Source organism: Aquimarina ulvae (assembly GCF_053613295.3).
In genome coordinates this window covers 105766-124230 of the sequence record NZ_JBSIBP030000010.1, presented here as the reverse complement: position 1 = coordinate 124230, position 18465 = coordinate 105766, and the positions used below count along the sequence as shown (strand labels likewise).

At 34.6% G+C, this 18465-nt stretch carries 18 protein-coding genes; 9 read left to right on the top strand and 9 right to left on the bottom strand.

The annotated features are described in order from the left end of the window. Nucleotides 1-4: 4 nt before the first annotated feature. Nucleotides 5-1129: a TFIIB-type zinc ribbon-containing protein gene (locus tag ACWGOQ_RS18965; protein WP_452055774.1), complete on the top strand. Its 1125-nt coding sequence runs from the start codon at nt 5-7 to the stop codon at nt 1127-1129. 5 nt (nt 1130-1134) lie between these two features. Here the strand turns inward: ACWGOQ_RS18965 and ACWGOQ_RS18960 are convergent, their stop codons facing one another. From ACWGOQ_RS18960 to ACWGOQ_RS18925, 8 genes are all read right to left on the bottom strand, one after another. After that, nucleotides 1135-1623 carry a hypothetical protein gene (locus tag ACWGOQ_RS18960; protein WP_452055775.1) on the bottom strand — a complete coding sequence of 163 codons (489 nt, stop codon included), beginning with the start codon at nt 1621-1623 and terminating at the stop codon, nt 1135-1137. 64 nt (nt 1624-1687) lie between these two features. Next, nucleotides 1688-5404, bottom strand: coding sequence for a T9SS type A sorting domain-containing protein (locus ACWGOQ_RS18955; RefSeq protein WP_452055776.1), 3717 nt, complete (start codon nt 5402-5404; stop codon nt 1688-1690). Nucleotides 5405-5491: 87 nt separating this feature from the next. After that, entirely contained in the window at nt 5492-5869 is a 378-nt protein-coding gene (locus ACWGOQ_RS18950; protein WP_452055777.1) for a hypothetical protein, read from the bottom strand. 216 nt (nt 5870-6085) lie between these two features. After that, entirely contained in the window at nt 6086-7639 is a 1554-nt protein-coding gene (amaB, locus tag ACWGOQ_RS18945) for an L-piperidine-6-carboxylate dehydrogenase (protein ID WP_452055778.1), read from the bottom strand. Nucleotides 7640-7798: 159 nt separating this feature from the next. Further along, nucleotides 7799-8716 (bottom strand): hypothetical protein, encoded by a 918-nt coding sequence (locus tag ACWGOQ_RS18940; RefSeq protein ID WP_452055779.1) that lies wholly within the window; start codon nt 8714-8716, stop codon nt 7799-7801. 18 nt (nt 8717-8734) lie between these two features. After that, entirely contained in the window at nt 8735-9274 is a 540-nt protein-coding gene (locus ACWGOQ_RS18935; protein ID WP_452055780.1) for a 3-hydroxyanthranilate 3,4-dioxygenase, read from the bottom strand. Between the two features lie 115 nt (nt 9275-9389). Next, nucleotides 9390-9602: a hypothetical protein gene (locus tag ACWGOQ_RS18930; protein ID WP_452055781.1), complete on the bottom strand. Its 213-nt coding sequence runs from the start codon at nt 9600-9602 to the stop codon at nt 9390-9392. Nucleotides 9603-9940: 338 nt separating this feature from the next. Next, nucleotides 9941-10864, bottom strand: coding sequence for a nicotinic acid mononucleotide adenyltransferase (locus ACWGOQ_RS18925; protein WP_452055782.1), 924 nt, complete (start codon nt 10862-10864; stop codon nt 9941-9943). A 124-nt stretch (nt 10865-10988) separates the two neighbouring features. Between ACWGOQ_RS18925 and ACWGOQ_RS18920 the strand changes: the two genes are divergently transcribed. The 8 genes from ACWGOQ_RS18920 (at nt 10989) to ACWGOQ_RS18885 (ending at nt 17301) form a co-directional block, all read left to right on the top strand. Next, a complete protein-coding gene (locus tag ACWGOQ_RS18920; RefSeq protein ID WP_452055783.1) occupies nt 10989-11984 on the top strand; it encodes an NAD(P)H-dependent glycerol-3-phosphate dehydrogenase in 996 nt (331 codons plus the stop codon). A 40-nt stretch (nt 11985-12024) separates the two neighbouring features. Then, the gene (locus tag ACWGOQ_RS18915) at nt 12025-13149 is read left to right on the top strand and encodes a serine hydrolase domain-containing protein (protein ID WP_452055784.1); all 1125 of its coding nucleotides are present in this window, start codon (nt 12025-12027) and stop codon (nt 13147-13149) included. 74 nt (nt 13150-13223) lie between these two features. Next, a complete protein-coding gene (locus ACWGOQ_RS18910) occupies nt 13224-13469 on the top strand; it encodes a VF530 family protein (RefSeq protein WP_452055785.1) in 246 nt (81 codons plus the stop codon). Between the two features lie 63 nt (nt 13470-13532). Then, nucleotides 13533-13988 carry a nuclear transport factor 2 family protein gene (locus tag ACWGOQ_RS18905; protein WP_452055786.1) on the top strand — a complete coding sequence of 152 codons (456 nt, stop codon included), beginning with the start codon at nt 13533-13535 and terminating at the stop codon, nt 13986-13988. Nucleotides 13989-14131: 143 nt separating this feature from the next. Next, a complete protein-coding gene (locus tag ACWGOQ_RS18900) occupies nt 14132-14587 on the top strand; it encodes a nuclear transport factor 2 family protein (protein ID WP_452055787.1) in 456 nt (151 codons plus the stop codon). Between the two features lie 13 nt (nt 14588-14600). Next, entirely contained in the window at nt 14601-15443 is an 843-nt protein-coding gene (locus ACWGOQ_RS18895; RefSeq protein ID WP_452055788.1) for a sulfurtransferase, read from the top strand. Nucleotides 15444-15470: 27 nt separating this feature from the next. Continuing rightward, nucleotides 15471-16568 carry a glycoside hydrolase family 3 N-terminal domain-containing protein gene (locus ACWGOQ_RS18890; protein WP_452055789.1) on the top strand — a complete coding sequence of 366 codons (1098 nt, stop codon included), beginning with the start codon at nt 15471-15473 and terminating at the stop codon, nt 16566-16568. A 22-nt stretch (nt 16569-16590) separates the two neighbouring features. After that, nucleotides 16591-17301, top strand: a complete 711-nt coding sequence (locus ACWGOQ_RS18885; protein ID WP_452055790.1) for an SGNH/GDSL hydrolase family protein — start codon at nt 16591-16593, stop codon at nt 17299-17301. On the opposite strand, the gene dprA is transcribed toward ACWGOQ_RS18885, so the two are convergent. Beyond that, nucleotides 17302-18405, bottom strand: a complete 1104-nt coding sequence (dprA, locus tag ACWGOQ_RS18880) for a DNA-processing protein DprA (RefSeq protein ID WP_452055791.1) — start codon at nt 18403-18405, stop codon at nt 17302-17304. Nucleotides 18406-18465 lie beyond the last annotated feature (60 nt).

Here is an 18465-nt window from a genome sequence, read left to right as displayed (position 1 = left end):
TTTTATGGAGAGAGAAGAAGAAAAAAAAGCATTTTCTGAACAAAAAAAATCATGTGTCAATTGTGGTGCAGAGTTAACCTATAAGCCAGGTACAACACAAATTACATGTGATTATTGTGGACATGAAGAAACTATTGAACAACATGAAGATGGTTTCCAGGAATTGGAACTAAAACCTTATCTCGATAAAATGGGATCTCTTTCGCATTCTGAAGAGATCATGATGTTACACTGTAAAAACTGCGGAGCCAATCAACATGTTGAAGAAAACTATAAGTCCTTGCATTGCGTATACTGCACAATGCCTTTAATCATAGAAGACGCATATAAAGAAGACTGGATTTTGCCTGGTGCTGTCTTACCTTTTCAACTTGATCAAAAAAAATCACATCGTATATTTTCTCAATGGGTCAAAGGGCTTTGGTTTGCTCCAAATAATTTAAAAAAAGCTGCTTTGGATCCGCAATACACCAAAGGTCTGTACCTTCCATATTGGACCTTTGATGCGCAATTGTATGCTACCTATACGGGACAAAGAGGGGATTATTATTATGTGAGTGTATCTTATACTACTACGGTTAATGGAAAGACAGTACAGCGCACTAGACAAGAACGGAGAACCAGATGGACTCCCGCAAGTGGCAGTGTTAATGGTTTTGTAGACGATACTTTGATAAAAGCTTCACATCAACGTAAAAATTCCATCCCCACTAAAATTGCTCATTGGAATCTTCAGGCTTTAGAGCCCTTCAATACTAGTTATCTAGCTGGATTTGTTACCGAGAAATATACAATACCATTACAGGATGGTCATTTATCTTCTACACAAGAAGCAGAAAGAATAGCACGTTCCTGGGCACGTCACGATATTGGTGGCGATACACAAAGGGTGCATACCATTGATATGAATTTATCAGAAGAAACATTTAAACATATTTTGCTTCCAGTATATATCAGCGCATACCAATATAGTGGAAAGAAATATAATTTCTTTGTCAATGGTCAGACCGGTAAGATATCTGGCAAAAGACCTTATTCTTTCTGGAAAATATTTTTCTTTATTCTTTCTATTATCGCTATAATTGCTCTGATCGTATGGATAGTTAACACCTATGGCAATCAACAATAACATAATTAATTTTTAGGTTCAAAACTAACAATTTCATATACTGTTTGGCTAAAGTCATAACAAGGTTTTTCTCTGGAAACTATAAAAATTTCTTTACCTAATATTTCTTTTAGAGCAATACGATTTTTTAAGGTATTTTGTCCTAATACCATAACGGTTTCTTGATTTGAAGAAAGCATATTCACAATTCCAGAACCGGTGCCTACAACCTGTTTTACTCTCACTTTGACAATAGTAGTATTAGAAATGTCACAGACGACTTCGTTTTCAGAAATTTGAAGGACAACAGCATTAAAATATACGGTGTTTGGTGGGATTTGGTTAGTAGCAGTGGTGTTTATTTTAATAAGATCATTATTATTGGGGTCACCAAACTTCGGCTTCTGTATTGATGTATTCTTAGGATTATTTTTCTCTTTTTCCTGCGCTATACTATTATTCGATTTACACGAAAATAAAATTAACATCAACATTATGTATAGTATTTTACTCATAGTTTTAAAATTAAAAAAGGAGCTGAATAAATCAACTCCTTTTTCATAATTCATCTATTTAATATTACTTTTTAAGTAATTTAACAACCGTATTGGTACTAAGTCCTGAAACTTTAGCATAATAAATACCTGAAGCTAGGTTCGAAGCATTCCAGGTGATATCTGCACCTGAATTAACATCTGATATGGTATGCACCAAGTTTCCAGTGCTATTAAATATTTCAACATATACCTTTTGGCTTGATTTTGAGATATTTTCTCCAAGATTAAAGAAAAACTCATTAGTGGATGGATTTGGATATACAGAAACATCTTTATTTAACTTTAATGTTGTCAAGGGTGCTTCTGCTTCCGGACCTATTGCCTCTATCTCACCACCTATAATATCTCCAAAAATCTGGAATGTTTGATCCAACGGTGTTCTTGAAAACACTACTGAACCTGTAGACCAATCTGTTGCCCCTAATCCAAAGATATTAGCAGCATCTCTAAATTGTGTCTCTTCTCCTATAAAATTGTCTTGCGAAGCCCAAAACCATTGGTTTGTTCCAGGATTAAAAGCAAGATTCACATATATAGATATCCAATACTTACCACTCGTCAGCGTCACTATTTCCGGCAGAAGAATATTAAGATTTGCATCATTTAATTCTGATATTGGAGTGATAGCACCACTGCTATATATCTCGTCTCCCGGTAATCCAGAATTATCTTCATAAATCACAATAGAGACATTATCAAAAGAAGGAGCTCCTCTACTACCACCAAAAGCTAATACCCTATCAATGTTCCAAGTGTTCCCGTCAGGAACGGTAAAATCATCCGCAGACTGCGCTAATCCACCAAAATCTAAGAAATTCTGAGAAGGTAATGTAGATACCTGAGCGTTGATCTGCTCATAGATAGAAGGCTCCGATACTATTACTGTAAAGCCTTCAGAAACTTGTTCCTCTCCAGAAGAAGCAATCAATCCAATGGCTGCAGCTCCAATATTATCGGGAGCATAGGATAATGTTAACGTATTACCTGATAATACTGCAGTTACCAGTTCCGGGTTAGAATTTGTCACTTCAATATCAATTGGTAATCCCTGAGACTGAACAAACAAACCTGTTATATCAATTATGGTTTCGTCACTGTTTTCATCTATTCCAAAATCATCTAACAAAAATGCAGTAGTTAGAGAAGATTCTGGTAAGGGATTTGCATTTATCGGAAAACGGGCACTAAACAATCCACTACCATGAGCTGCCACAGCAATAAATCCATCTTTCCTAGTCACAACTTCGTCGGTTACAGCATTGCCTATTGCAAAATTTTCTTTTCTCCAAACTGTATTTTGTCCGTTCAACCTTCTTGTAGAATACAAACCTGTACTGGTAGCAGCAAATATTCTTTGTAATCGTGAACCTGCAACTCCTGTACTCCCGCCTAAGAACGCCGTACTTCTTACCGACGGACCATTGCCAGTTCCATCAGAATTTTCTTCTAAGTTACCACTTATATCTGTCCAGGTTTCCCCTGCATCCTCTGTAATAAATACACTTGGGATTCCATAATTAGAAAAAGTAACGATTACTCTATCTGCATTAGAAGGATCTATATTAATATCATTTACAAATCCTAGTGGCAAACCTTTACCTGTGGTAAGATCTATTGCTTGTTGATCATCAATATTTGCATTATCCATTCTAAACACAATACCAGAGTTTGTTCCATAATACAATCTATTAGCGATAGGAAATCTAGAAACTTCCAAGGCTGTAATTGTAGAGCCATCTGGTGTTGATGAAGTTGAAATATTTACCCAATTTTCTGTTGCATTAGTATTCGTAAAAAGAGGCAATCCGTCCAAATCATTATTTCTCCATAACGAACTACCTGCCGGCATGTACATAACATTATCGTTGTTAGGATCAAGTATGAATGGGTTGATAAAAGAAAATCCAGTTGCTCCTGCTGGTTCTACAGCAGAGAATGATTGAAATACTCCTTCTTCATCAAAATTGAATCTAAAAACATTACCACGTTGAGAAGAAACATAACGGGTTCGACCATTATCTGCAATTGCACTATACGCTCCATCTCCACCAAAATCCTCTTCCCAAATAGCATTAGATTCTGTAGAATTAGTAAACCAAGTACCATTATCTTGGAATCCAGCGACCAAATCATCTGTATTCGGTTCTGGATCGAAAGCAACGTGATATGGTTGTGTAGTGATATAACCATTATTTAAAGAAGTCCAAGTCACTGGTTCTACACCATCATTGGTGGCTGTAATGTCTTCGGTTACAAAAACTCCACCATCATTTCCAGATAAAGCTTTATTTGGATTTGATGGAAAAAAAGTCAGTACATGCTGATCTGGATGCTGATTCGTATATAAACTTACATTGTTTAAAGGAGAATACCCTGCTATCCAACTTTCTTGTCCTGCTGGTGTGGTAAATCCTGTAGTTGATCTATACACGTTAGTTCCACCAACAAACACCATATTACTATCACTAGGATGCACTTTAATTACCATATTATATTCTCCTTGTAAATTTAGGTTTCCAACGCTTCCTCCAATACCGAAGGGTAGGTTCACACTTAAATCTGTCCAAGTTCCTGAAGTAGCATCATATCTATTTAATAAGGCAGGAAGTATAGGAGCCCCAGGAGCTATACCACTATTATTTTGCGTTAAAAAGTAAACTGTATTTTCGTTCGATGGGTCAATACCCATTACCGTTCTTCCGTAGGCAGTTGCGAATCCTTCTGGAGTAATATTAGTCCAGGTGTTTCCATCAGTTGAAGTAAAGAAACCTGCCGTAGGATCATTATCAGAATCTATTGTTGCGTATATCTGACCTGTCGAAGAAATTATTACTTCTGCTTTACTGTCAAAACCTCCCGCTAATACTTCTGTAAAAGAATTTCCTCCATCCTGAGATCTTTGAATACCTGTAATTGTACCTAAATAAATATCTCCATTAGTTGGATCAATAGCGATCGAATTAATCAAATCAAAAGGTTCACTTGTGTTGAATATTCCAACATTAGGGTTTACTGTAGCTCTTAATAGTTCAAATGTGCGCCCTCCATCTCTGGATTTGTAAACTCCACTACCTTGATAGAATGCTCCTCCTGCACTTGCCGAATTTCCATAACGTTCTCCAGAAATGTAGTACCAAGTAAAGCTATGCCTTGGCCTAGGGTCTTGTACAATTCCCGTGATACTAGGATTCTGAAAAGATCTGGTAACTTTTCTCCAGCTTTCTCCGCCATTTTCTGTTCTCCATAACCCTCCGGATACTCCTCCTGCCAGAATTACATTTTCATTTCGTCTATCGATAGCTAATGCACGGGTTCGCCCTCCAACATTAAATGGTCCTCTGTTCTTCCAAAAAGAAAAATTATTAGATTTCGAAGATTTTGGAACTGTATTTAATGATTTCTTAGAATCATCACTAGCACTAATCTTACTAGAAAACTGAAGCTCCGCTTTTCTAATTCCATTCGGTATATTTCCCGTTTTCGGGTCCTGCAATCTCATAAGTTCGAAAGCCGCCCTTTCTTCAGCATTATCGGCTTGTCGTTCCAAAGGAGTTTTTGAATCTGTAGATCCTTTTTTACTATCAAACATTCTTGTTTGTTTGTAGAGCTGATGTCCTTTGGTTGGTTGTGGATCCGCACTTGTGTGCAGCTGCTGTGTTTGTGAGGTTGCAGAGTAGGTGGTAAAAATTAAAGTGCAAACGCACAGATCTCTAATGAGACGTTGTAAAGTTGGATACATATTGAGTTAATTTTGTGTGAATACCAAATCTAACCCATTGAGATTAAAACAATTGTTAAAATATTATCAAAATATTGTACTATCTTACTAATTTGGCTGTAATATGAATGCTCTTCTCTCTGTAATCACATGACAAATATCTTTATCTACAACAATGGGAGTATTTGAAATGAAAGTTTCATAACCGTCGCCGCTTACTGTGATTGTATAAGTCCCTGTTCTTTCGAAAGCACCAACAAAAGTATCTGTATCGTTGAAATTGGTGAGTGTTTCTGTGTAGTTATCATCTCTTGCAATAACGGTAATCCCAGCGGTTAACAAAACATCATCATTGGCGTCAGCTCTTATGGCAATCTCCAACCCTGGCCTTAGTTCTTCTGTGCAAAAAACCGGATCCAGTGTCTCTTGTTCTTCTAGGTTACAAGCTGAACAAATTATCAATAGTATAAAAAGTAACTTCTTCATATTTCTTTTGCATATTTGTAATAAGATGCGCTTATGAGCTTCTGGTTGCGTCTTTATTTTTGCGAAGGTATATATTCTGAACAAACTTCCATTTATTTTTCAGTTTACAGGTGGTTCTTTTGTTAATTTTAGAGAAGCAAATTATATGCGATTAAGTAAAAAAGCATCTGTTTTTAAAAACAGATGCTTTTTTACTATAATTATTATTCAGTTCGACTATAAATCAAACTTAATTCCCTGAGCTAAGGGCAGCTCAGTTGTATAGTTTATGGTATTGGTTTGTCTACGCATGTACACTTTCCAAGCATCAGAACCAGATTCTCTTCCTCCTCCGGTATCTTTTTCTCCTCCAAAAGCGCCTCCAATTTCAGCACCTGATGTACCAATATTGACATTTGCTATCCCACAATCTGATCCTGCGTGAGATAAAAATCTTTCTGCTTCCCGAAGGTTATTAGTCATAATAGCAGAAGATAAGCCTTGTGCTACTCCATTCTGAACTTCGATAGCATTTTCTAAAGAACCACTATATTTCAACAAATACAAAACAGGTGCAAACGTTTCATGCTGAACGATCTCAAAAGAATTATCTGCTTCGGCGATGGCAGGTTTCACATAGCATCCGCTTTCATATCCTTGACCAGAAAGCACACCTCCTTCTACCACTATATTCCCTCCTTCTTGTACTACCTTTTCTAAGGCATTTTGGTAGCCCTTAACTGCATCTTTATCGATAACGGGACCAACGTGATTATTTTCATCTAATGGGTTTCCTATTCTCAATTGTTTATATGCGTCTACTACGGCATTCTTTACTTTATCATAAATTGATTCATGAATAATCAATCTTCTAGTTGAAGTACAGCGCTGTCCTGCCGTTCCTACTGCTCCAAACACTGCACCGATTACGGTCATTTTGATATCCGCATCTGGTGTTACAATGATTGCGTTATTTCCTCCCAGTTCCAGTAATGATTTCCCTAAACGTTCACCAACAGTTGCTCCAACAATTTTTCCCATTCTGGTAGAACCAGTTGCAGAAATTAATGGGATACGCTTATCAGTAGTCATCATTTCTCCTACCTTATAATCTCCGTTGATAAGGCAAGAAATTCCTTCAGGAAGATTATTTTGTTTTAAAACTTTAGCAATAATATTTTGACAGGCAATCCCGCAGAGTGGTGTTTTCTCACTTGGTTTCCATACACATACATCTCCGCAAATCCAGGCTAATGCTGTGTTCCAAGCCCAAACTGCTACTGGAAAATTAAAAGCTGATATGATCCCTACTATCCCAAGTGGATGATATTGTTCATACATCCTGTGTCCCGGTCGCTCGGAGTGCATCGTGAGACCGTGTAACTGTCTTGATAACCCTACGGCAAAATCACAGATATCGATCATTTCTTGTACTTCTCCTAATCCTTCCTGATACGATTTACCCATTTCATAAGAAACTAATTTACCTAGTGGTTCTTTTAAAACTCGCAATTCTTCTGCGAACTGTCTTACGATTTCACCTCTTAACGGTGCTGGTTCTAATTTCCATGTTTTAAAAGCTGATTGTGCTTTATCAATTACCTTTTCATAGTCATCTGAGGTAGTAGCAATTACTTTTCCTATCAAATTACCATCCACAGGTGAGTGGGATAGAATTTCTTCTCCATTTGAAAACCAATCAGAACCTGTTGAAGTTCCTTTATTAAGATCAGAAACGCCTAATTGTTTTAATGCTTCTTCGATTCCAAAATCTGTTGCTATAGCTGCCATGTTTATTAAATTATTTTTTAAAGTGGTAAAGATACTGTCTTTTGAAGATATATTAAATTTTGATCTATTATATTGTCTATTTTGAATGATTTTTTAAAAAAAAGACTTCAAAAAAATCAATCCTTCAATAGAATGTCATTTTTGAGATTAAATTGACCTTCATTCATTACTAATATAATGCTTCTCAAGTTCCTTAAAAATCATTTTTAGTCTATGAGTATCTTGCTTATCAACTATCAAATCTTCTTTCAACAAACCGCAAATACCTGTTTCAATATTTATCACAAAAAACTGCTTATGTTTATCTGGAGGTAAACTTTGTTCAACTATAATATGTTTATCAAAAAGAGTTGCATTTTTTATTGATTCCCACCGAAGTTTTTCTGGCGCTCCGGTAAGAGTATAGTCACTAACAAATAACCATTTATAAAAGCCTTCTTTTTCTGCAATAACCCCGTGAGATGTCCTTAATATATTATAAACATCATTCTTATCTACAAGCATAATACTGTCTCCAGATGCTAGACGATAGTGATTGTGCGCATAATACACTAAAAAACCCTTCGAACTTAATGCTCTTTGTTCTTGATCAACATAAAAGGAAGCTTTCAGTTTATTAAGAGTATCTCCTTTAATTTTAATATAATAATTGTCGATATTCTTATGTCTACCTTTATTCCAAGGTAATTTAGAATCATAAATATGACTAAAGAAGGGGTTGTCATTTAATTTTATATTTAAGAACGCTCCTTTTATCATCCATTTTAATGAAGGATCTGGAGCACTTCTTTGCTTGGGGAGCAATTCTTTTTTCATTGTTTCTAAAAAAGGCCTATTCTCAGCTTTACCTAATTCTAAGGGTATAGAAACAACTTGTTTAATATCGCAAGAACATCCATTATCAAAAAGTTCGTAGCTTTCTTCGCTTATACCATTTATTATTTGAATATAACCTCTTCTTATTTTCAACGTATCCTTAAATCCATCCTTATTGAAATCTGCTACCGTTATTTTTTCATGGCTTAACTGGCCGAACGACGAAAATGAAAACAAAATTAGAAATATTCTATATATCATATTTTCATTTTTACCACATTATTCTTCAACAATAAATCTCTGATCAACGGGCATTTCTCTTCCGCAATTAGTACAAGTTCTTAACGATCTACTTCCATAAAATTTTCTAAAATGTTTTAGAAAATCTTTCTCGATATCATGTAACTTAAAATACACTTCGAATAATTTAGCGTTACAGTTATCACAAAACCATAATAATCCGTCCTCTGCTTCCAGGTCAACTCGCTTTCTCTCAATAACCAATCCAATAGATCCTGCATGACGTACAGGAGAATGTGGGACTTTTGCAGGGTGCAAATACATATCGCCTGGTCCTAACTGCATTGTTTTTTTTACACCATCTTCCTGTATATAAACTTCTATCTGACCTTCTAATTGATAAAAGAGTTCTTCTGTTTCATTATAGTGGTAATCTTTTCTTGCGTTTGGACCTGCCACTATCATAACTATATAATCACCTGCTTCTTTATATAAATTTTTGTTCCCAACTGGCGGTTTTAAAGTTTCTCTGTTTTCTTCAATCCACTTGTCTAGATTGAAAGGTTTCTGGATTGCCATATTTGTATATATTTTGAAGTATAAAATTAAGGAAATGACAGGAAATCTTTCTTAAAACTAAAACAATCTTGTTTAAAAAAACAAAAGCGGACTAAAGTCCGCTTATCCTTTTGGATTAGCAACCCGTATCTTCATATTCCGTACTTCCGTCTACAGGACAGGGATCTGAACATGATTGAGTGATGAAAATTGGATAGGGACTATTTCCAGGTCTGAAAACACATGAACAGCACTCATCAAAGAAAGGGAATCCTCCACCTTGTATAGATTTTTGTGCGTTCTTACTTAGTTTCTTACTGTTGTCGATGTTTAAAATTTTTTTTAGCATACTATTAAATTGATTTATTAATGTTTTAAAGATAAAAAAAGATTATATTTTTTGTCATTATTTACACAAAAAATCTTCTCTTTTTTGTTAATTTTATACCTTATTGTCAATTGTTTAATATCAATTACCACACTGTAAAGTAAGGGAATTATCCATCATATTTTATTTATACTATACTTGAAAAATTATAAGACCTAAAAATAAGTTTTGATCATTTTTTCTTTATGCAGGTCAGGCTATTTCACTAAAAAGAAATCGCTCAGACAAGATTTCTCTTGTAGAGCGATTTCCAACTAAATAACCAACCAAAAAAATTTATATCGTCTAGCGCGACTTTTCTATTTTGTAAGCTTCATAAAATCTGCTTTTTTTATTCTTTTCTTAGTATTCTGAGTAGGTTTTCCATCTTTAGCATTTTTAAACTGAAGATATCCTCTACCCACAAATTCATAAACAGTTCCAGAATCAGGGTGAAACAATTCAATCCTACTATCACTAATAACGGTCAACTCGAAATATTCATTGTCCAAATAATCGTAATCAAGTGTTAAATTTTTCATATAGAAATTATTAGGGACATCATCTACTGCATAATAACCGGTATAATCGTAGTATATATCATTGATATTAGACACATTAACGTCTTCTGAGCTTCTAAAATTATCGCCCGATCCATAATATAGAAATTGTAAATAATTCTCATTATCAAACTCATTTAGGGCTCCAAACTCACTTGTATATACTTTTTCCCAGGTTACATATTCGTGTAAGAAGTAGTGAATATTATCATAAAATACTTTATCATAATCAAAAGTATTTCTTTGATACCCTATTAAATAATAGCTGGTGTTTGTAACCCCATCATATAATCGTATTTCATTATTTGTGTATTGGGTAACATCCAGACTATATGTTCCATCCAGATCGTGACTTATATCCACTTCCATACCGAATGTATTATAATACCCTACATCTAATCCAAAACCGTTTCCGTTACTTCCCATACCAACTAAGTTATTATTAGCAAAAAAAGTTCCATTCTGAAATGAGACAGTAAAAGCTTTTTGAAGAAACGGAATCTCTCCACTACCCTGCGTACGTTCTATATCCACATACCATATTTCGTAAGTACTTAGTACTTGATCCAAACTGATTACTGGTTCATCAATATAAACATCATCCTCTATAACAACCTCTGTTACACAAGAAGTTAAAAGCACGGAGCCAAATATAAAAGCCGAAAGTAATTGTAAAGTCTTCATAACCTATTTGTTTTCAAATTCAGTAATAAGAAACCAAAACACGTGCCAAAAACATATTTAATTGATTATCAGTTGTTTATTTTGAAATGTATTTTGCTTATTTTTGAACTCACAATCATTTTACATGGATAAAGAATTAAAATTTGCAGTCATTGGAGGTGGTAGTTGGGCTACTGCTATTGTAAAAATGCTTACCGAAAACCTACCTGAAGTGGGTTGGTACATGAGAAGTGTATATGCTTTAGAACATCTCAAAAGACAACAACACAATCCAAATTATTTGAGTTCTGTAGAGTTTAAACTGGAGCAGCTTAAACTTACCAACGATATTAACGAAGTGGTATCGTATGCAGATTACTTGATTTTTGCCATTCCATCCGCGTTTTTACATAACGAATTAGAAAAGCTCACCACCTCTTTAGAAAACAAAGTAATTTTCTCGGCTATAAAAGGAATCGTTCCTAAAACAGGATTAATTGTAGGAGAACATTTTCATGATGAATATCAAATTCCTTTTAACAACATAGGAGTTATTACTGGTCCCTGTCACGCTGAAGAAGTAGCACTAGAGCGGCTTTCTTACCTAACGATTGCCTCTAATGATGAAGCCAAAGCAGAAATCATGGCAAAAAAACTAAGTAGTGAATATATCAAATGCAAAGTTAGTGATGATATTATCGGAACCGAATACGCTGCTGTTCTAAAAAACATTTACGCTGTTGCTGCAGGCATAGCACATGGATTAGGATATGGAGATAATTTTCAGAGTGTTTTGATGAGTAATGCTATCCGAGAAATGAAACGTTTTATAAAAAAAGTTCATAAAATGAAGCGTAATATTAATGATTCTGCCTATTTGGGAGATTTATTAGTTACAGGATACTCCACCTTCTCACGTAATCGCATGTTTGGGAATATGATTGGTAAAGGGTATACCGTAAAAAGTGCTCAGATGGAGATGAGCATGATAGCTGAAGGCTACTATGCGGCCAAAACTGCTTATGAGCTAGATGCCAATAAAAATACACGTACTCCAATCATTGATGCGGTTCATGACATTTTATATGAAAACAAGAATCCAAAGAAGATATTTAAAAAGTTAGCTGATAAAATGGATTAATGCCTTATCCGAAAGTTCTTAACGATTAACCAATGCCATAGTGGGTCAAAAAAAAATTATACGATACCTCCTTCCTTTTATATTTTTAGTTTCCTGTAAGGTTAAAACAAATAATAATGATTTAAAATTAAAACTTGATGAGTTATTAGAATCAGAAATTGAATCGTTAGCGCCAGGTGGTTCAGTTCTTTTGAAAAAAGGAAAAGATATAATTTACATGAAGAACTTTGGGCTTGCTAATCTTGAAACAAATGAAAAAATAACGGAACATACTGTTTTTAATACCGGTTCAATTTCAAAAACTTTTGTCTCGAACGGAGTACTTATATTGAAAGAAAGAGGTCTTCTTTCTCTAGAAGACAGTCTTTCGATATATTTTAAAAATTTTAAAAATAAAGCAATTGCAGATAAAATTAAGATAAAGCATTTATTATCGCATTCTTCCGGTTTACCAGATAATAGAAAGGTTCATGAAAATATAGAGTTTTATTTATCGGCAAAGGATAGTGGGAATTTTGCTCCTTTGAAATTAACTGACAGTCTTGATTTTGAACCAGGAGAAAAATATAAATATTCGAACCCTTCGTTCAATGGCCTTGCATTAATTATAGAAAAGATAACAAAAGATAAATGGCAAAAATTTATTGTTGAAAACATCTTTGTGCGTGCCGATATGGATAATAGTAAGATAACAGACGGGGCATATCCACAAAATGAAGTAGCTCATGCTTACCAATGTAAAGACGGTCATTATGTACAAAGTGATTATGGTGAAGTTCCTACATTCGCAGCATCTGGAAATAGTGGGATTTGGAGTTCTGTAATGGATTTAGCTAATTATGAGGAGTCTATAAAAGAAAATAAGTTTTTAAGTAAAGAACTTTTGAAAGAATCGAGAACTATTCACAGACCTGACAATTGGAAGGACACTATTGATCCGAAAATTGGATATAGTTGGTTCATAACACCAAAGACTAAATCTAGATACAAAACAGATATGATTTATCATACTGGTGAAGTTGGTGGATTTAATTCATTCTATTTCTATTTCCCCAATAAAGATGTCCTATTCGTTGGTTTATTTAACAAGCCATTGAAAAATTATTCTAATATAATTAATAAGTCTTTGGATTTTTGTAATGAATATAATTGGTTTGAGGAATAATTTTATTTTTTAAACGAAACTTTATAAAAATTCTAATAAAAAAATTATAACCGCTGTAATTAATAATCTAACAAATGGACAATCAAAACGTCACTAGCAAAAAACAACCTAATAATCCTTTACACGGGATGAAATTAGTAACAATATTGGAATTGTTGGTAGCACATTATGGGTGGGAAAAACTAGCGCATAAAATTCCTATTAACTGTTTTAAAAATAATCCTTCGATTAAATCCAGTCTTACATTTTTAAGAAAAACACCCTGGGCAAGGGATAAAGTGGAACATCTTTATCTCGAATTAGAAAAAAGAAAAGGATAAGAAGTTGTACAACTATAGATGAGAATTTATAATGAAGGTATATTTCTTCGTAACTTTATAAACATGAAAGAACTAATCGAAAAATTTTATACTGGTTTGCAAGAGCAAAATGCAGAAAAAATGATTTCCTGTTATCACAATGATATCGCTTTTGAAGACCCAGCCTTTGGAAAATTAAAAGGCGATAAAGCTAAGAAAATGTGGCAAATGCTTTGCAAAAATGGTAACAATCTTAAAATAGCATTTTCTAATATTAAAGCAGATGACCAAATAGGATCTGCACACTGGGAGGCGTGGTATACTTTTAGCCAAACAGGAAGAACAGTACATAACAAAATCGATGCAGAATTTGAGTTTAAAGATGGTAAAATCATCAAACATACCGATCACTTTAATTTGCACCGATGGGCTTCACAAGCAATTGGATGGAAAGGAAAATTATTAGGAGGCACTAATTTTTTTAAGAAAAAAATACATCAACAAACCAACAGACTTCTAGATAAGTTTCAACCTAATTAACTTAAAGGGATTTTAACTAAAAATTATAGAATCCAAAGTATTAAATGCTTACTTTTTTATGTTATAACAGACCGGTACAGTGGATCAATAATCGCATTTTTTAGAGCATTGATCATTATCCAGTATTAGAAATTTTAGTTACAATGACAGAATTAGTTCATACTTTTTATACCGCATTAAGTAATCACGATGCAGAAAAAATGGTTTCTTTCTATCATGATGATATCGTTTTCAATGATCCCATTTTTGGTGAGTTGAAAGGGCAAACGGCTAAAAAAATGTGGTATTGGCTTTTTGAAAATGGCAAAGACATGCAGATTGAGTATTCTAATGTTAACGTCAATGGTTCTGAAGGTTCTGCCTACTGGGAAGCTCGATACTCTTTTGGTAAAGAAAAAAAGCCTGTTCTTAATAAAGTACATACTTATTTTAAATTTGAGGATAATAAAATCATTAAGCATACAGATGATTTCAATTTACACCGATGGGCTAAGCAAACCATGGGTTGGAAAGGAGAAATTATGGGAGGAACCACTTATTTTAAGAACAAACTACAATTCAAATCTAGAAGAATGTTGGAAAACTATCAAATACCTTAAAAAATACTGTAAAATGAAAACAATAGATGCACCATTGGTTTCTGCACAATGGCTTTATGATCATATAGACCATCCAGATGTTATCATTCTAGATGCTAGTATAAAAAAAGTAACTTCTTCTAATAAATCCAATCACCAGCTTTTAAAAATTCCAGGGGCTCGATTTTTCGATATTAAAAAATCATTTTCTGATCAACACGCTGAATTGCCCAACATGCTTCCTGATCCTCAAGTTTTCGAAAAAAAATGTAGAGAACTAGGAATTGGTGCTGACTCAACCATTATCGTGTACGATACTATTGGCATTTATTCAAGTCCAAGAGCATGGTGGATGTTTACTGTTTTTGGTCATAAAAACGTAGCAGTACTTGATGGCGGTTTTCCAGAATGGTTCAACAATGGGTTTCCTACTGAAAACAAAGACATTTCAACTAATTTTCCTGTTGGGAATTTTAAAATAAATGATCGTTCCAAACACATCATAACTGCTAAAGAAGTTTTATGTGAAATGAGCGATTCAAATTCGCTCATCATTGATGCCCGTTCTTATGGAAGATACCGTGGCACAGAACCTGAGCCCAGATCCGATTTAAAAGGAGGACATATACCTAATTCTCTTAGCCTTCCTTACACTAAAGTTTTACAAAACGAAAAAATGATTCCTACTGAAGAACTCATTGCCCTATTTAAGGATTTTGATATTGAAAATAAAAAACTGATCTTTAGCTGCGGTTCTGGTATTACTGCCTGTATTATTTTATTAGCAGCAGAACTTTCGGGATATACTGACCTATGGATTTACGATGGCTCCTGGAGCGAATGGGGTCAGTTGGAAGGTGTTCCGATCGAATCTTAATCTATTGACCAACCCTAAATGCTATTTATGCGATATTTACTGTTATTACTTCTTCCAATCTTATGTTGTTTACAAATCCAGGCGCAGTCCAAAAAGTTTAATCTACAAGATTTCTACTCCTATGACTCAGAATTAGAATACACTGTAGATTCTATCTATCATACGCTTTCAGAAAGGCAACAAGTAGCCCAAATGATTATATCCTCGGCAGGCGAATTAGGTAAACCTATAACTACTGTAAAAAAACTGACTGAAAATGATGCTATCGGTGGTGTAGTTTTCCTAAAAGGAAGTAAAAATAAGCATACAGAAAATATCAATGCTTTAAACGAGATTTCCTTTAAAAATAAGACGCTTCCGTTGCTTTTTAGTATGGATGCGGAGCCAAGCTTATTTGCCAGCCGTATCAAAGGAGCGAAAGACGTAGGAAAAACAATAGATATCAAAACCGAAGCACAATCAGATGCAGTAGTCAACACGATCAATACAGAGCTTAGGTCAATAGGTGTTCACCATAACTATGCTCCCGTCTTGGATATAAGTGCCAGTAATGCTGCTATTAAATCGAGAAGCTACGGTAGTAATAAAGACTCTGTAATTAGCCTTGCTAATCAGTTTATAAAATGCACCCAAGAAGGCGGAATTATTGCAACTGCCAAGCATTTTCCCGGTCACGGTTTGGTAAAAGGTGATACACATAAACAAAGCGTCTATATTGACGGTCCTTTACAAGAAGCGGCTAATTACAAAAAAATCATAGAAGATGGTGTTTTATCTATCATGATTGCTCATATTACGATTCAAAACAATGAAAAATACGGTACCAATGGATTACCGTCCAGTTGTTCCAGAAAAATAATTACCGGATTGCTTAAAGAAGAAATGGGTTTTAAGGGAATTATCATTTCTGATGCACTAAACATTATGAAAGCTGTTACAATTCTTGATAACGCCCCATTATTAGCTTCCAAAGCCGGATGCGACCTCATCCTTATGCCACAAAATGAAAACGCAACCATAAATGCTATTCTTACCGAAATGAAAACTGATGCAGCTTATAAAAAACAAGTAGTGCAATCTGTGAAAAAGATTTTACGCTTAAAGGTTTGCGCGGGTATTATTTGAAGAATAATTCATAACTTTAAAAATGACCAAAAATATACCTTCTATTCTGCTTTTACTTTTTATACTCATTTTCGGGTGTTCTTCTGATGATAATACTTTGTTAATGATTGAAGAAGAAGAAGAAACTGAAGAGATTAAAAAATTCTCTTTTTTAGCATTAGGTGATTCATACACTATCGGTCAAGGAGTTTCTGAAAATGAACGTTGGCCTTTTCAGTTAAAAGATGCTTTTGGCGGTCACACAAAAAAAATAGAACAATTATCGATTATTGCACAAACCGGATGGACTACGAGAGATCTGATCAGTGGTATAGAGGAAACAGACCCAGAAAATCATGATTTAGTTTCCTTACTTATCGGAGTCAACAATCAATTCCAACGAGGAGATTTTATTACTTTTCAATCAGAATTTAATGTTCTTTTAAGCAAGGCGATCTCCTTAGCAAATGATCAAAAAGATCATATAATTGTTGTTTCTATTCCGGACTATGGTGTAACCCCTTTTGGATCTAACAATAGTGAAGTAATTGCATCAGAGATTGATATGTATAACAGTTATATACAACAAACTTGTGATGAATTAGAAATAGTATTCATTGATGTCACCACGATTTCCAGGGATTTAGGTGATTCTGAAGGTGCTTTGGCTACAGATAACTTGCATCCAAGCGGATATCAATATAGTTTATGGGTTGAGAAGATAGTACCGGTAGCCAGAGAACTTCTAAATTAATCAAACCACTTCAAACAACTTACCAGGTAACGGCCTGATCACTCCTTTTAATTCCATATTCAGAAGAATCGATGCTGCTTTGAACGTGGGGATTTTGCACTGTAACGCAATCACATCCAGTAATTCTTTTCCGTTTTTTTGTAAAAAGCTAAAAACCTTCTTCTCGTCGTCTTCTAACTCTACAAATAACTGTTTCTGCACGACTGGCTTTTCTTTTTCCTCGAGTTCCCAATTTAGCATATAGAGAAGGTCGGCAGCAGTGGTCAGCATATGAGCTCTTTGTGTTTTGATAAGCATATTGCAACCTGCACTCTGTGGATCGTCGACTCTTCCTGGTACAGCAAAAACATCTCGATTATACGAATTTGCAATTTCAGCGGTTACTAAGGAACCTCCTTTATCAGCACTTTCAATTACAATCGTAGCCTCGCTTAATCCGGCTATGATGCGATTACGACCCAGAAAATTCTTCCTGTCAAAGGTATCGGTACTCCAGAAATCCGTAAAAAAGCCTCCATTTTCCTCAATCTGAGACATATACTTTCTATGAGTTTTAGGATAGACCTGATTTAATCCGTGAGCAAGACAACCTACAGTCTGTAGGTTATGTTTTACCGCAGCTCTCTGCGCTGTTATATCCACACCATATGCAAAGCCCGAGACAATTACTGGATTTAATGGAACGATGGTTTCAATTAATTCTTCACAAAATCTTACCCCATAACTTGTTACTTTTCTAGTACCAACGATACTTAGCAATTTTTTGTTTTTTAAGTCTATATTCCCCTTACCAAATAAAACTACCGGACCGTCTATGCAATGTCTCAATTTCTCTGGATAATCCGTATCGTCATAGGCAGTATAATTGATACGATTATCGAGTATAAAATTCAACTCATGCTCAGCAGCTTTCTGATGTTCGCTTTTATGAATTTCTTTAACCTTTATAGCTCCGATGCCATCAATTTTTAACAACCTTGATGGCTTCTCTTTCAAAACGGCTTCTGCAGAACCTACTGCTCTAATTAATTTTTTGATAGAACTATCTCCTAAATTTGGTGCTTTTTTTAAAGTAAGTAATGCAATTAATTTTTCTGTGGTCATCTAATGTATTATAAGTCAGTACAAGAAACGAAAAAAAACAAAACTGTTAATAAAATCAGG

Bases quoted from the DNA above. Each gene is read 5' to 3' on its own strand.
- ACWGOQ_RS18910 (WP_452055785.1), top strand. From the start codon at position 13,224: ATGGACAATCAAAACGTCACTAGCAAAAAACAACCTAATAATCCTTTA.
- ACWGOQ_RS18925 (WP_452055782.1), bottom strand. From the start codon at position 10,864: ATGAAGACTTTACAATTACTTTCGGCTTTTATATTTGGCTCCGTGCTT.
- ACWGOQ_RS18950 (WP_452055777.1), bottom strand. From the start codon at position 5,869: ATGAAGAAGTTACTTTTTATACTATTGATAATTTGTTCAGCTTGTAAC.
- ACWGOQ_RS18960 (WP_452055775.1), bottom strand. From the start codon at position 1,623: ATGAGTAAAATACTATACATAATGTTGATGTTAATTTTATTTTCGTGT.
- ACWGOQ_RS18935 (WP_452055780.1), bottom strand. From the start codon at position 9,274: ATGGCAATCCAGAAACCTTTCAATCTAGACAAGTGGATTGAAGAAAAC.
- ACWGOQ_RS18890 (WP_452055789.1), top strand. From the start codon at position 15,471: ATGCGATATTTACTGTTATTACTTCTTCCAATCTTATGTTGTTTACAA.
- ACWGOQ_RS18900 (WP_452055787.1), top strand. From the start codon at position 14,132: ATGACAGAATTAGTTCATACTTTTTATACCGCATTAAGTAATCACGAT.
- ACWGOQ_RS18905 (WP_452055786.1), top strand. From the start codon at position 13,533: ATGAAAGAACTAATCGAAAAATTTTATACTGGTTTGCAAGAGCAAAAT.
- ACWGOQ_RS18885 (WP_452055790.1), top strand. From the start codon at position 16,591: ATGACCAAAAATATACCTTCTATTCTGCTTTTACTTTTTATACTCATT.
- dprA (WP_452055791.1), bottom strand. From the start codon at position 18,405: ATGACCACAGAAAAATTAATTGCATTACTTACTTTAAAAAAAGCACCA.
- amaB (WP_452055778.1), bottom strand. From the start codon at position 7,639: ATGGCAGCTATAGCAACAGATTTTGGAATCGAAGAAGCATTAAAACAA.
- ACWGOQ_RS18930 (WP_452055781.1), bottom strand. From the start codon at position 9,602: ATGCTAAAAAAAATTTTAAACATCGACAACAGTAAGAAACTAAGTAAG.
- ACWGOQ_RS18955 (WP_452055776.1), bottom strand. From the start codon at position 5,404: ATGTATCCAACTTTACAACGTCTCATTAGAGATCTGTGCGTTTGCACT.
- ACWGOQ_RS18920 (WP_452055783.1), top strand. From the start codon at position 10,989: ATGGATAAAGAATTAAAATTTGCAGTCATTGGAGGTGGTAGTTGGGCT.
- ACWGOQ_RS18965 (WP_452055774.1), top strand. From the start codon at position 5: ATGGAGAGAGAAGAAGAAAAAAAAGCATTTTCTGAACAAAAAAAATCA.
- ACWGOQ_RS18895 (WP_452055788.1), top strand. From the start codon at position 14,601: ATGAAAACAATAGATGCACCATTGGTTTCTGCACAATGGCTTTATGAT.
- ACWGOQ_RS18940 (WP_452055779.1), bottom strand. From the start codon at position 8,716: ATGATATATAGAATATTTCTAATTTTGTTTTCATTTTCGTCGTTCGGC.